At 70.7% G+C, this 13,171-nt stretch carries 13 protein-coding genes; 7 read left to right on the forward strand and 6 right to left on the reverse strand.

All coding sequences use genetic code 11. From position 1 onward, the window contains the following. Positions 1 to 39: 39 nt before the first annotated feature. Positions 40 to 405, reverse strand: coding sequence for a YbjQ family protein (locus OG842_RS21825; protein ID WP_266731866.1), 366 nt, complete (start codon positions 403 to 405; stop codon positions 40 to 42). 171 nt (positions 406 to 576) lie between these two features. Here OG842_RS21825 and OG842_RS21830 point away from each other — a divergent pair, with 171 nt between their 5' ends. Next, positions 577 to 1,287 carry a DedA family protein gene (locus OG842_RS21830; protein WP_266731868.1) on the forward strand — a complete coding sequence of 237 codons (711 nt, stop codon included), beginning with the start codon at positions 577 to 579 and terminating at the stop codon, positions 1,285 to 1,287. 24 nt (positions 1,288 to 1,311) lie between these two features. Here OG842_RS21830 and OG842_RS21835 read toward each other — a convergent pair whose 3' ends face one another. Together OG842_RS21835 and OG842_RS21840 are read right to left on the reverse strand one after the other, a co-directional pair. Continuing rightward, positions 1,312 to 3,021: a threonine/serine ThrE exporter family protein gene (locus tag OG842_RS21835; RefSeq protein WP_266733736.1), complete on the reverse strand. Its 1,710-nt coding sequence runs from the start codon at positions 3,019 to 3,021 to the stop codon at positions 1,312 to 1,314. 320 nt (positions 3,022 to 3,341) lie between these two features. Next, on the reverse strand, positions 3,342 to 3,836 hold the full coding sequence (locus OG842_RS21840; protein ID WP_031090989.1) for an inorganic diphosphatase: 495 nt from the start codon (positions 3,834 to 3,836) through the stop codon (positions 3,342 to 3,344). A gap of 86 nt (positions 3,837 to 3,922) precedes the next feature. Between OG842_RS21840 and dacB the strand changes: the two genes are divergently transcribed. The 6 genes from dacB to folE all read left to right on the forward strand — a co-directional run bounded on the left by dacB (position 3,923) and on the right by folE (position 11,549). Then, positions 3,923 to 5,428: a D-alanyl-D-alanine carboxypeptidase/D-alanyl-D-alanine endopeptidase gene (gene dacB, locus OG842_RS21845; RefSeq protein ID WP_401875049.1), complete on the forward strand. Its 1,506-nt coding sequence runs from the start codon at positions 3,923 to 3,925 to the stop codon at positions 5,426 to 5,428. Positions 5,429 to 5,477: 49 nt separating this feature from the next. Continuing rightward, positions 5,478 to 6,611, forward strand: coding sequence for a zinc-dependent metalloprotease (locus OG842_RS21850; RefSeq protein ID WP_266731872.1), 1,134 nt, complete (start codon positions 5,478 to 5,480; stop codon positions 6,609 to 6,611). 199 nt (positions 6,612 to 6,810) lie between these two features. Continuing rightward, positions 6,811 to 7,893 carry a tRNA lysidine(34) synthetase TilS gene (gene tilS, locus OG842_RS21855; protein WP_266731874.1) on the forward strand — a complete coding sequence of 361 codons (1,083 nt, stop codon included), beginning with the start codon at positions 6,811 to 6,813 and terminating at the stop codon, positions 7,891 to 7,893. A gap of 100 nt (positions 7,894 to 7,993) precedes the next feature. Then, positions 7,994 to 8,533 (forward strand): hypoxanthine phosphoribosyltransferase, encoded by a 540-nt coding sequence (gene hpt / locus OG842_RS21860; RefSeq protein WP_072487175.1) that lies wholly within the window; start codon positions 7,994 to 7,996, stop codon positions 8,531 to 8,533. Positions 8,534 to 8,760: 227 nt separating this feature from the next. Next, positions 8,761 to 10,791 (forward strand): ATP-dependent zinc metalloprotease FtsH, encoded by a 2,031-nt coding sequence (ftsH, locus tag OG842_RS21865; protein ID WP_266731876.1) that lies wholly within the window; start codon positions 8,761 to 8,763, stop codon positions 10,789 to 10,791. Between the two features lie 152 nt (positions 10,792 to 10,943). Continuing rightward, positions 10,944 to 11,549 carry a GTP cyclohydrolase I FolE gene (gene folE / locus OG842_RS21870; RefSeq protein WP_266731877.1) on the forward strand — a complete coding sequence of 202 codons (606 nt, stop codon included), beginning with the start codon at positions 10,944 to 10,946 and terminating at the stop codon, positions 11,547 to 11,549. Between the two features lie 46 nt (positions 11,550 to 11,595). Here folE and OG842_RS21875 read toward each other — a convergent pair whose 3' ends face one another. From OG842_RS21875 to folB, 3 genes are read right to left on the reverse strand one after another with little or no spacing between them, the layout of a single operon-like run. Then, positions 11,596 to 12,078: a DUF3180 domain-containing protein gene (locus OG842_RS21875; RefSeq protein WP_266731879.1), complete on the reverse strand. Its 483-nt coding sequence runs from the start codon at positions 12,076 to 12,078 to the stop codon at positions 11,596 to 11,598. Positions 12,079 to 12,129: 51 nt separating this feature from the next. Further along, positions 12,130 to 12,741 carry a 2-amino-4-hydroxy-6-hydroxymethyldihydropteridine diphosphokinase gene (gene folK, locus OG842_RS21880; RefSeq protein ID WP_266731881.1) on the reverse strand — a complete coding sequence of 204 codons (612 nt, stop codon included), beginning with the start codon at positions 12,739 to 12,741 and terminating at the stop codon, positions 12,130 to 12,132. Further along, positions 12,738 to 13,097 carry a dihydroneopterin aldolase gene (gene folB, locus OG842_RS21885; RefSeq protein ID WP_266731883.1) on the reverse strand — a complete coding sequence of 120 codons (360 nt, stop codon included), beginning with the start codon at positions 13,095 to 13,097 and terminating at the stop codon, positions 12,738 to 12,740. The genes folK and folB overlap by 4 nt, the downstream gene beginning before the upstream one ends. Positions 13,098 to 13,171 lie beyond the last annotated feature (74 nt).

Here is a 13,171-nt window from a genome sequence, read left to right on the forward strand (position 1 = left end):
GCCGGGCGGGGGCGTCCTCGCTCCCGTGGCCGTGCCCGCTCAGCTCCGGCTGATCACGACCGCGGTTCCGTACGCGCACACCTCCGTGCCCACGTCGGCCGCCTCGGTCACGTCGAAGCGCATCATCAGCACCGCGTTGGCGCCCCGGGCCTTCGCCTGCTCGACGAGCCGCTCCATCGCCTGGTTGCGGGTCTCGACCAGCGTCTTGGTCAGCCCCTTCAGCTCGCCGCCGATCATGGACTTCAGCCCGGCGCCGATCTGGCTGCCGAGGTGACGGGAGCGTACGGTCAGGCCGAACACCTCACCGATCACCTGCGTCACCTGGTGGCCCGGCACGTCGTTCGTGGTGACGACCAGGACTTCCGACCGCTCCGTCTGCCCGCCGCCGTAATCCTCAATGCCCATCGTGTGGCACCTCCTGGGGGCCAGCTTTGTCCCGGTTGGCCCGGTGTGCATCCCCGGACGGGCCGGTGGGTGTCCTCGCGGGGGCCATCTGGAACCCGGGGGTGTCATCCTGCGTTGATAGCTTTGGGCGGCCACGCAGCCGCCATCGATCGATCCAGGAGCCCCGGACCCTTGAATACGCTTGCGCTCGGCCCGAGCTGGCTGGACCCGGACTATCTGATCAACACCTTCGGGCTTCCCGGCGTCCTCCTCATCGTGTTCGCCGAGTCCGGACTGCTGATCGGCTTCTTCCTCCCCGGCGACTCGCTCCTGTTCACCACGGGTCTGCTGGTGACCACCGGCCAGCTGAAGACCCCGCTCTGGCTGGTCTGCCTCCTGGTGGCGCTGGCGGCGATCATCGGCGACCAGGTGGGCTATCTCTTCGGCCGCAAGGTCGGCCCCTCGCTCTTCAAGCGCCCGGACTCCCGCCTGTTCAAGCAGGAGAACGTCGAGAAGGCGCACGACTTCTTCGAGAAGTACGGCCCGAAGTCGCTGATCCTGGCCCGCTTCGTGCCCGTGGTGCGTACGTTCACACCGATCATCGCCGGTGTGAGCCGGATGAACTACCGCTCGTTCATCGTGTTCAACATCATCGGCGGAGTCCTCTGGGGCGTCGGCGTCACGCTGCTCGGCTCGGCCCTCGGCAAGATCGACTTCGTCCACGAGAACATCGAGGCGATCCTCATCCTGATCGTGCTCATCTCGGTGGTGCCGATCGCGATCGAGTTCCTGCGGGCCCGCTCCAAGTCGAAGAAGGAAGCGGCGTCCGGCGGCGAGGGCCCCGGCCCGTCCGCCGGCGGCAGCCCGTCCTCGGGCCAGCGCGGCCGGCACGCCAAGCGCTGACGTACGCCCCGGCCGCCGCGGGGCTCAGAAGCCGCGCGTCCGTTTGGCCGCGCGGCGGCCCGCCCCGCCGACCGCACCCGGCACCCGCATGAACAGCCGGGAGATCTCGCTCCCCAGGTTCACCCCGATCGCGATGGCCAGCGCCGTGGCCACCGCGGTCGACAGCGAGGAGAGCCCGGCGTTCACCCGCCCCTGGGCCACGGCCAGCAGACCGAAGTACGTGGCCGAACCGGGCAGCAGCGGGCCGATCGCCGCCGTGATGAACGGCAGCGACGAGGTGTACCGGTAGCGCGAGAGCAGCTGCCCGAACAGCCCCACCAGACCGGCCGCCGTCGCCGTCGCCGCCACCGGCGAGATATTGCCGGTGCGGGCCATCGCCCCGTAGATCACCCAGGCCACACCGCCGTTGAGGGTCACCGCCAGCACCGTGGACCGGTCCTGCTGGAGCAGGATCGCGAAGGCGAAACAGAGCGCCATCGACGCCAGGATCTGCACCACCGGCCGGTCAGGGGCGACGAACCTGGCCTCGGGGTTCAGCTGGGCGCCCAGCTGGAGCCCCAGATACAGCACCAGCAGCACACCGACGACGATGCCGATGAACAGGTACATGACTTCGAGCAGTCGCGCGGCCGCGGTGATGTAGAAACCGGTCAGCCCGTCCTGCACCCCCGCCACCAGGGCCCGCCCCGGCAGCAGCGCGAACAGCCCACCGGTGATGACCGCGGACGGCTGCAGATCCGACCAGTGGGTCAGGGTCAGCGCCACCCCCAGCGCGGCCGGCGGCATCGCAGCAGCCACGAACTGGTAGAACTCCGGCAGCCCACGCCCGGCACAGAGCCAGGCGAGCCGGTCGCCGAGCATTGCGCCGACCGCCGCCACCAGGAACACCAGCGGACCACCGCCGAGCAGCACCGACGCCGCCCCCGCGAGCCCGCCGGCGGCCAGCGTGAGCACCCAGCCGGAGTACGGGTGCCGGTTGCGCCGGATCTCCGCCAGCCGCCGGTAGGCCTCCTCCAGCGAGACCTCGACGTCCTCGGTGGTGATGTCGTCGATGAGCCGGAAGACCGCGGCCAGCCGGGTGTAGTCGGTGGCGCGGCGGCGTACGGTACGGCTCGACGTCACCGGGTCGTCGACCAGCGACGGCTGGTGCGAGATGGACAGCAGGGTGAAGGTGACCGTGGGCTCGCAGCGGTCCAGGCCGTAGCTGCGGGTCACCGCGAACATGGCCGCCTCGACGTCCTCGGCGCCCTCGCCGCCCGCCAGCAGCAGCTCCCCGATACGCAGCGTCAGGTCGAGCACGCGGGGCACCGCGGGCCCCGCCTCGTCGGCCTTCTGCACCGTCTCGGGCGCCGGGCGCTCGGCGACCGGCATCCGCAGCATCGTGCGCATCCGGTCCTGCCAGGGGGCCTCCTTGGTCAGCCGGATCATCGGGCTGCCGTGGGCCGGGGTGAAGGCGGGCGGCGAGTGCTGGGCGCTGTAGGTGCGCGGCGGTGCGAAGGCCGAACCGATCGTCTCCGAACCCGAACCGGACCCCGGGGCGGACCCCGAAGCGGAACCCGTTCCCGGCCCCTGGGGCTCGGCCGTCAGACCGGCCGGAATAGCGAACTCCGATGTCGGATGCTCGTCGTCGGGCGCGGACGCGCGCCGGTCCACCCCGGCCGGCGGGGTGAAGGCGCTGCGTGCCTCGTCGGACTGGGGCTTCTGGTCCTCCGGACCGCCCTGTTCCGCCACCACTCGACCTCGTTCCTCTCGGCTGCGCGCCATCGGTCGCACCTGTGCCCAGTATGGCCACGGGACGCGGCGCGGACGCCAGGAGGGCTCCACGCGGATCGCGGCGGACCCGCGGAGCAGGCGACACGCGGATCGCGGCGGACACGCGGAACGGGCGCTGCACGGATCGCGGCGGACCCGCGGAGCAGACGGCACACGGATCGCGGCAGACACGCGGAACGGGCGGCACTCCGCGATGAGGAGTACCGCCCGTTCCCGGTCCGGAACCGTGGAAACGGAACCGTGTCACGTACCTCGGCCGGAATCCGGCCACGACCCTCGGGTCAGTGCGCGCCGCCCTGCGCCTCGAGGCGCTTGTAGGAGGCCTCGATCTCGGCCTCGGCCTCGGCGCGGCCGACCCAGTCGGCGCCCTCGACCGACTTGCCGGGCTCCAGGTCCTTGTAGACCTCGAAGAAGTGCTGGATCTCCAGGCGGTCGAACTCCGACACGTGGTGGATGTCGCGCAGGTGCTCCACCCGGGGGTCGGAGGCCGGCACGCACAGCAGCTTGTCGTCGCCGCCGGCCTCGTCCGTCATCCGGAACATGCCGATGGCGCGGCACTTGATGAGGCAGCCGGGGAAGGTCGGCTCCTCCAGGATGACCAGCGCGTCCAGCGGGTCGCCGTCCTCGCCGAGGGTGTTCTCGACGAAGCCGTAGTCCGCCGGGTAGCTGGTCGAGGTGAAGAGTCGACGGTCCAGGCGGATCCGACCGGTCTCGTGGTCCACCTCGTACTTGTTCCGCGAACCCTTCGGGATCTCGATAACGACGTCGAACTCCACGGGTGGCTCCTCCATGATCAACACATACGACTGGTGATTAAGTGTCCCCCACGCAGATGTGTGCTCGCGAAAGGGGCTGGTCAACGGTGGACGAGCCGGTGAAAAGACCGTCGGTCAACCCGCTGTACAAGCTGAGCAGGCGCACCCTCGGGGCCGCCGTGATCAGGTTGAAGGGACTGAACGACCGGCAGTTCACCGCCGTCTCCGCCGGCCTCGGCCTGGCGCTCGCAGCCGGCGCCGTCCTTGCCGCCGGCCCCTGGGACTCGGGTCAGCGTAAGGCCGAGATCGACTGGGCCGCCGCCCGGAACCGTACAGGTGGCGCACATCACGAGCCCGCCGCGCCGTCCGGACCGGCCCCCGCACCCAGCGCCCCGGCCGTTCTGGCCGCCCTCTCCGCCGCCGTCGACAACGCCGCCCCGGACGCCCGCACCACCCCGAACGGTGCAGCCGCCGCCCTCCGCGCCGCCCTCGGCCCGCTGCTGAAGGACTCCGCCCTGGGCGACCGGCGCGCCGCCGTCGTCATCGACACCGCCACCGGCGAGCGGCTGTACGGCCAGGGCGCCGGCACCCCCATGACGCCGGCCTCCACCGTCAAGATCGCCACCGCGGTCGCCGCCCTCGGTGCCCTCGGCCCCGACCACCGCATCGCCACCGAGGTCCGGGCGTCCGCCGACCTCCGGTCCATCACCCTGGTCGGCGGCGGCGACCCCACCCTCGACAAGGCCGCCCTGCGCAGGCTGGCCACCGACACCGCCCGCTCCCTGAAGGACCGGGGCGTCGGCAAGGCCCGCCTCACGTACGACACCTCCCGCTACTCCGGGCCGGCCAGGCACCCGATCGGCCCCAACGAGAACATCGCGCCCGTCAGCGCCCTGATGACCGACGAGGGCAGACTCGACAACTCCGCGAGCGGACCCGCCCCGCGCAGCGACGACCCGGCCGGGGACACCGCCCGTACCTTCGCGAAGCTCCTCCACGACGCCGGGATCGACACCGCGGCGAAGCCGAAGCCCGGCCGCCCGGCCGCCGGGTCCCGGAAGGTCGCCGAACACCGCTCCGTCCCGCTCTCCGCCCTGGTCGAACGGGCCCTGACCAACAGTGACAACGACATCGCCGAAGCACTCGCCAGGCAGACCGCCCTCGCCGCCGGCGAACCGGCCGACTTCGCGGGCGGCCGACGGGCCGTCACCGCGCAGCTCAAGAAGCTCGGCCTGCCGCTGAAGGGCGCCGACCTCGCCGACGGCAGCGGACTGAACCGCAAGGACAAGGTCACCGCCGGACTGCTGGCCGGCCTCCTCGCCCGCGCGGCCGACCCCGACCACCCCGAACTCCGCCCGGTTCTCACCGGCCTCCCGGTCGCCGGTTTCAGCGGCACGCTCAGCGACCGCTTCACCGGGAAATCCGCGGGCACCGGCCTGATCCGCGCCAAGACCGGCACCCTCACCGGCGTGAACACCCTCGCGGGAACGGTCGTCGACCGCCAGGGCCGGCTGCTCGCCTTCGCCTTCCTGGCCTCCGGCACGACCTCCCCGTCCGAAGCCCAGTCCGCCCTCGACGCCCTTGCCACAGCCCTGAGCACCGTCCCCCGCTGAGCCGGTCAACACCACACCGCGGACCGACCCGAGCACGTACGGTTGACGCATGACGAGCATCGGTGGTGCCGAGATGGTCGACTGGAATCTCGCGGTCGCGACCGCGACCCGACTTGTGCGGCCGGGGCCGGAGATCAGCCGCGAGGAGGCCCGCGAGGTCGTCGCGGAACTGCGCCGGCATGCCAAGGCCGCGGAGGAGCACGTCCGTTCCTTCACCCGGATGATCCCGGAGGGGACCCGGCCGGAGGACACCCCGGTCCTGGTCGTGGACCGGGCCGGCTGGATCAAGGCCAATGTCGCGGGCTTCCGCGAACTGCTCCGCCCGCTGCTGGGGAAGATGCAGGACCGGCGCGCGGGCGGCCCCGGCGGCGCGGTGCTCGGCGCCGTCGGCGGCAAGGTCACCGGCGTCGAGGTCGGGATGCTGCTGTCGTTCCTGGCCTCCCGCGTCCTCGGCCAGTACGAGACGTTCGCCCCGGCCACCCGCGAGCTCCCGGCCTCGGCCGACGGCGGCGGCAGGCTGCTGCTCGTCGCCCCGAACATCGTCCACGTCGAGCGTGAACTGGAGGTCGACCCGCACGACTTCCGGCTCTGGGTCGCGCTCCACGAGGAGACCCACCGCACCCAGTTCACCGGCGTGCCCTGGCTCCGCGACCACCTCCAGGGCGAGATCCAGTCATTCCTCGACGAGACCGACATCGACCCGATGACCGTGCTGGAACGGCTCCGCGAGGCAGCCCAGTCCCTGGCCGGAGGGCGCCCCGAGGGCGAGGAGGGCGAGGACGGCGGCCGCAGCCTGGTCGAACTCGTCCAGACGCCCTCCCAGCGCGAGATCCTCGGCCGGCTCACCGCCGTGATGTCCCTGCTCGAAGGCCACGCCGACTACGTGATGGACGGCGTCGGCCCCGAGGTGGTCTCCTCCGTCGGCGAGATCCGCGAGAAGTTCCAGCAGCGCAGGGCGCGCGGCGCCGGCCGCCTCGACCAGGCGCTGCGCAAGCTCCTCGGCCTCGACTCCAAGCTGCGCCAGTACCGCGACGGCGAACGGTTCGTCCGGGCCGTGGTCGACGAGGTCGGCATGGACGGCTTCAACCGGGTCTGGACCTCGCCGAACACCCTGCCCACCAAGGCGGAGATCGCGAAGCCCGCGGACTGGATCGCGAGGGTGCACCGTAAGGCAGAGTCCTGATCATGGGCGGTCCGACGGCGGACGGCAGGATGAGAACGCGCCGGTAATCACCCATCCGAGGGACCGTAGGGGCATGGGAAGGCGTGCAATGCTCGATGGACGGCTTGCCTCTGTCACCATCGACGCACTCTGAGTGACGGCACACTTCCCGTCCGCCGCTCCGAGGCACCTCACCGAACCTCCATGAAGGGCACCGGACATGGGTCCCCATCCTGCGGTCGCGGCGATACGCCTGGCGGTCCGCCGCGTACTCCACGACGTACTCACCGATCACATCCGAAGCGCCGACCTCACCCGGCGCACCCCGCACCCCGAGCTCGCCGAAGCCGGTGCGGGCAGGCAGCGCGCCGCACTCCCCGAGCGCCCCGACACCCCGCTGGTGCTGGTGGCATGCTCCGGCGGCGCCGACTCCATGGCCCTCGCCTCGGCCCTCGCCTTCGAGGCCCCCAAACTCGCCGTCCGGGCCGGCGGAATCACCGTCGACCACGGCCTCCAGGACGGCTCCGACGAGCGGGCCGCCGAGGTCGTGGACCGCCTCACCGACCTGCGCCTCGACCCGGTCGAGTCCGTCGCCGTGCAGGTCGGCCACGAAGGAGGTCCCGAGGCCGCGGCCCGGGACGCCCGCTACGCCGCCCTGGACGCGGCGGCGGAGCGGCACGGCGCCGCCGCCGTCCTGCTCGGACACACCCGTGACGACCAGGCGGAGACGGTGCTGCTCGGCCTCGCCCGCGGCTCCGGCATCCGCTCGCTCTCCGGCATGGCCGCCGCGTCCGGACCGGCCGGCCGCTACCGCCGCCCCTTCCTCCAGCTCGACCGGCAGACCGCCCGCAAGGCGTGCCTCGTCCAGTCGCTGCCCGTCTGGGACGACCCGCACAACATCGACCCCGCCTACACCCGCTCCCGGCTGCGCCACGAGGGCCTGCCCGCCCTGGAGAAGGCGCTGGGCAAAGGAGTCGTCGAGGCCCTGGCCCGTACCGCGCAGCTCTCCCGCGACGACGCCGACGCGCTGGACACCTGGGCCGCCGAGGCCGACCGTGCCGCGCGGGACGACGCGGGCCGTCTGGAGTGCGCCAAGCTGTTCGCGCTGCCGCCCGCCGTGCGTCGCCGGGTCCTGCGCCGGGCCGCCATGGAGGCCGGTTCCCCGGCCGGTTCGCTCTTCGCCCGGCACATCGAGGAAGTCGACCGCCTGATCACCGGCTGGCGGGGCCAGCGCGCCATCAACCTGCCCGGACGCGTCGAAGCCATGCGGCAGGGTGGCAGACTGGTGATTCGGCAGAGCTGAAGCACAAGCGGCTGACATGCAGGCGAGCGGCCGCGCAGGTGCGGGGGCAACACCCCGGACCCGGCAGGCAGAGAAAGAGACGCGGGTGAACGAGAAGGACATGGGCACCGACCTTCAGTCGGTGCTCCTCACCAAGGAAGAGATCGACGCGAAGCTCGTCGAGCTGGCCGCGAAGATCGACGCGGAGTACGCGGGCAAGGACCTGCTCATCGTCGGCGTCCTCAAGGGCGCAGTGATGGTGATGGCGGACCTGGCGCGCGCGCTGTCCACCCCCGTCACCATGGACTGGATGGCCGTCTCGTCGTACGGCGCCGGCACCCAGTCCTCCGGAGTGGTCCGGATCCTGAAGGACCTGGACACCGACATCAAGGGCAAGCACGTCCTGATCGTCGAGGACATCATCGACTCGGGCCTGACGCTGTCGTGGCTGATGTCGAACCTCGGCTCGCGGGAGCCCGCCTCCCTGGAGATCTGCACCCTCCTGCGCAAGCCGGACGCGGCCAAGGTCGCGCTCGACTGCAAGTGGGTCGGTTTCGACATCCCCAACGAGTTCGTCGTCGGCTACGGGCTCGACTACGCCGAGAAGTACCGCAACCTCCCCTTCGTCGGCACCCTCGCCCCGCACGTCTACGGGGGCTGACCTCCGCCCGGAGCCCTTCGCCCGGCCCCGGCGGTGCCCGGACCGACCGGAGCCGACGGCGGGAACCTTTCAGGGGATTCCCGCCGTTGAGCTTTCGAAGGCGGGTTTTGACAGACGTCCCCGGCAGTCGCGGGTGACAATGCTGGGGTACCGTCCGAAGAACAGTCTTTTCTCACAGCAGCATTTACCTACGGGCAGGAGGGACGGGGCGGATTCGCCCCGTATGGATGGACGTGAAGCGATACTTCCGTGGGCCGGTCATGTGGATCGTGCTGGCCGTCCTCGCCGTGGTCGTGTTGATGACAGTCGTCGGCTCGTCGGGCGGCTACAAATCGGTGGACACCGGCAAGGTGATCCAGGCGATCAGCAAGGACCAGGTGGCGCAGGCCAAGCTGACCACCGGTGACGAACAGATCATCAAGATCGAGTTGAAGAAGGGCCAGAAGCTCTCGGGCGAGTCCGGCACCAAGTTCCAGGCGAGCTACATCGGCAACCAGGGTGTCCAGATCGCGGACACGCTGCAGCAGAAGTTCGAGAGCGGCAAGATCGACGAGGGCTACACGGTCTCGCCGTCCAAGCAGTCCCCGTTCATCTCGATCCTCCTCTCGCTGCTGCCGTTCGTCCTGATCGTGGTCGTCTTCCTGTTCCTGATGAATCAGATGCAGGGCGGCGGCTCCCGGGTCATGCAGTTCGGGAAGTCCAAGGCCAAGCTGATCACCAAGGACACGCCGAAGACGACGTTCGCCGATGTGGCGGGGTCGGACGAGGCCGTCGAGGAGCTCCAGGAGATCAAGGAGTTCCTCCAGGAGCCGGCGAAGTTCCAGGCCGTCGGCGCGAAGATCCCCAAGGGCGTCCTGCTGTACGGGCCTCCCGGTACGGGCAAGACGCTGCTCGCACGCGCCGTCGCCGGCGAGGCGGGCGTCCCGTTCTACTCGATCTCCGGTTCCGACTTCGTCGAGATGTTCGTCGGTGTCGGTGCCAGCCGGGTCCGTGACCTCTTCGAGCAGGCCAAGGCGAACGCCCCGGCGATCGTCTTCGTCGACGAGATCGACGCCGTCGGCCGGCACCGCGGTGCCGGAATGGGCGGCGGGCACGACGAGCGCGAGCAGACGCTGAACCAGCTGCTCGTCGAGATGGACGGCTTCGACGTGAAGGGCGGCGTCATCCTGATCGCCGCCACGAACCGGCCGGACATCCTCGACCCGGCGCTGCTGCGTCCGGGCCGCTTCGACCGGCAGATCGCGGTCGACCGGCCGGACATGCAGGGCCGCCTGGAGATCCTCAAGGTGCACCAGAAGGGCAAGCCGGTGGCGAAGGACGTCGACCTCGGCGCCGTCGCCCGCCGTACGCCCGGCTTCACCGGTGCCGACCTGTCGAACGTGCTGAACGAAGCGGCGCTCCTCACGGCGCGCGGCAATCTGAAGCTGATCGACAACAAGATGCTCGACGAGGCCATCGACCGCGTCGTGGCGGGCCCGCAGAAGCGGACCCGGATCATGTCCGAGAAGGAGAAGAAGATCACCGCGTACCACGAGGGCGGACACGCCCTGGTCGCGGCGGCTTCCCCCCAGGCGGACCCGGTCCACAAGATCACGATCCTCTCCCGCGGCCGCGCCCTCGGTTACACGATGGTGCTCCCGGAGGAGGACAAGTACTCCACGACGCGCAACGAGATGCTCGACCAGCTGGCCTACATGCTGGGCGGGCGCGCGGCCGAGGAGCTGGTCTTCCACGACCCGACCACCGGCGCCGCCAACGACATCGAGAAGGCCACGGCAACGGCCCGCGCGATGGTCACGCAGTACGGCATGACGGAGCGGCTCGGCGCGATCAAGTTCGGCGGCGACAACACCGAGCCCTTCGTGGGCCGGGAGATGGGCCACCAGCGCGACTACTCGGAAGAGGTCGCGGCCCTGGTCGACGAGGAGGTCAAGAAGCTCATCGAGACCGCCCACAACGACGCGTGGGAGATCCTCGTCGAGAACCGCGACGTCCTGGACAACCTGGTGCTCCAGCTCCTGGAGAAGGAGACGCTCGGCAAGGAGGAGATCGCCGAGATCTTCGCCCCGATCGTGAAGCGCCCGGCCCGTCCGGCGTGGACCGGTTCGGCCCGGCGTACGCCTTCGACGCGGCCGCCGGTGCTCTCGCCGAAGGAGCTCGCCCTCACCAACGGCGCCACCACGGCGAACGGCTCGGTCGTCCCCACGGACACCGTCCCGGCCTCCGAGGTCGTCCCGGAGGACCGGCCCGAGAGCTGATCCGTTCCCCGGTGTGGCCCCTTTCACGGGGGTCGTGCCGGGCCCGGAATGGAAGCCGCGCCCCCACAGGTTCTAGCCTGTGGGGGCGCGGCTTTTTCGTACGCCCGTGCGGAGGCATGGCGCGGGTGACAGCTCAGAGGAACGAGGCACAGATGACCGACCCGGTGACGCTGGACGGCCAGGGTCCGATCGGCGACTTCGACGAGAAGCGGGCCGAGGCCGCCGTACGCGAACTCCTCATCGCGGTGGGCGAGGACCCGGACCGCGAGGGACTGCGCGAGACGCCGGGGCGGGTGGCGCGGGCGTACAAGGAGATATTCGCCGGCCTCCACCAGCAGCCCGAGGATGTCCTGACGACCACGTTCGACCTCGGTCACGACGAGATGGTGCTGGTCAAGGACATCGAAGTGTTCAGTACCTGTGAACACCATCTGGTCCCGTTCAGGGGCGTCGCGCACGTCGGGTACATCCCGGCGACCACCGGCAAGATCACCGGTCTTTCCAAGCTGGCCCGGCTGGTCGACGTCTACGCCCGCCGCCCGCAGGTCCAGGAGCGGCTGACCACGCAGATCGCCGAGTCCCTGATGGAGATCCTGGAGCCGCGCGGGGTCATCGTCGTCATCGAGTGCGAGCACATGTGCATGTCGATGCGCGGGATCCGCAAGCCGGGAGCCAAGACGCTGACCTCGGCGGTGCGCGGACAGCTCCGTGACCCCGCGACGCGTGCCGAGGCGATGAGCCTGATCATGGCGCGCTGACCGGACCCGGACCCGGAAACAGCCTCACCACAGGAGCTCGGTGGCCCTACGCGGCCGCCGAGCTCCTGTCGTTGTCCTCGTCCTCCGGGAGCTTGCAGATGCGCTCCAGCCAGAGGGCCGCGGCGACCACGGCGATGCCCGCCAGGACGGCGAAGCCCGCGTAGATGGCCTGGTCGCGGCGGGCCGGGACGTCGAGGGAGCCGAGCAGGAAGACGCCGATGCCGCCGTACATGCCGGCGACCAGGGAGACGACCAGGGCGCTGGCCTGGCCGAAGACGACCGCGCGGGCCGCCATCAGGGGCTCGATGCCCTTGGCTCCCGGCCGGCGCTCGCGCTGGGCGCGCAGCCGGGAGCGGACGGAGAGCGCCGTCGCCAGCAGGATGACGGCGATCACCGCGAGCACGATCGGCGCGGCGAGAGGGACGCTCGGCAGGCTGCCCAGGGAGTCCCAGAGGCGGGCGCCGCCCCAGGAGAGCACCCCGGCAGCGGCGAAGAGGCCGACCAGTACCCCGAGCCTGAGTTGCTTCACCGAGTGATCCGCCCTTCGCCGCCAGTGGTCAGTTTCCGTCGAGCCTAACGACTACTCGGGCAGGCGGAGTTCCAGATCGGCGCGGGGCAACACGCCGTCCCGGCCGACTCCGGCCAGCAGCTCCGCGACGGGACCGGCGCCGGGCAGCTGGGCCTCGGGGTCGACGTCGTGCCACGGGGCGAGGACGAAGGCCCGCTCATGGGCCCTGGGGTGGGGGAGGGTGAGCACCGGGTCGTCGGAGACGACGTCCGCGTACGCCACGATGTCGACGTCTATGGTGCGCGGGCCCCAGCGCTCCTCGCGGACCCGTTCGAAGGCCTCCTCGACGGCCTGGCCGCGCTCCAGGAGGGAGGACGGGGGGAGCGTCGTCTTCACGACGATCACCGCGTTGAAGTACGAGGGCTGGGAGCCGGGGGCGACGCCCCACGGCTCAGTCTCGTACACCGGGGAGACGGCTTTGACCCGCAGGCCGGGGGTGTCCTCCAACGCGTCGATGGCGCCCTGGAGGGTCTCCAGGCGGTTGCCGAGGTTGGAGCCCAGGGAGATCACGGCGCGCTTGGGGTTGGAGAGGGTGACGTCCGCCGCGTCGACCTGCTCGACCACGGAGGCGGGCACCGGCTGGACGGTCGGGTCGCTCTGCCCTTCGGTGGAAAACGCAGTCATACTCGGCTCCGGGTGATGGTGATGGTCACATCGTCGAAGGGGACGGTGATCGGCGCATCCGGCTTGTGCACCACGACCTCCACCTCCTGGACTCCTTCGTGCTTGAGGCACTGCTGGGCGATGCGCTCCGCGAGCGTTTCGATCAGGTCGACGGGGTCACCCTGCACCACTTCGACGACTTCCTCCGCGACGACGCCGTAGTGCACGGTCTTCGTCAGGTCGTCGGAGGCTGCCGCAGGGCGGGTGTCCAGGCCGAGCACCAGGTCCACGATGAAGGTCTGGCCCTCTTCCCGTTCCTTGGGAAAGACGCCATGGTGCCCACGGGCCTTGAGGCCGCGCAGCGCGACACGATCCACGCGAATCACTCCTGCTGTCGTTGGTCGTAGAGACACGGGGCCGCGTGCGGACGGCGAGGTGCTCTCTTTCGAAT

The sequence above is a fragment of the Streptomyces sp. NBC_00376 genome, assembly GCF_036077095.1.
In the GTDB taxonomy this organism is placed as follows: domain Bacteria; phylum Actinomycetota; class Actinomycetes; order Streptomycetales; family Streptomycetaceae; genus Streptomyces.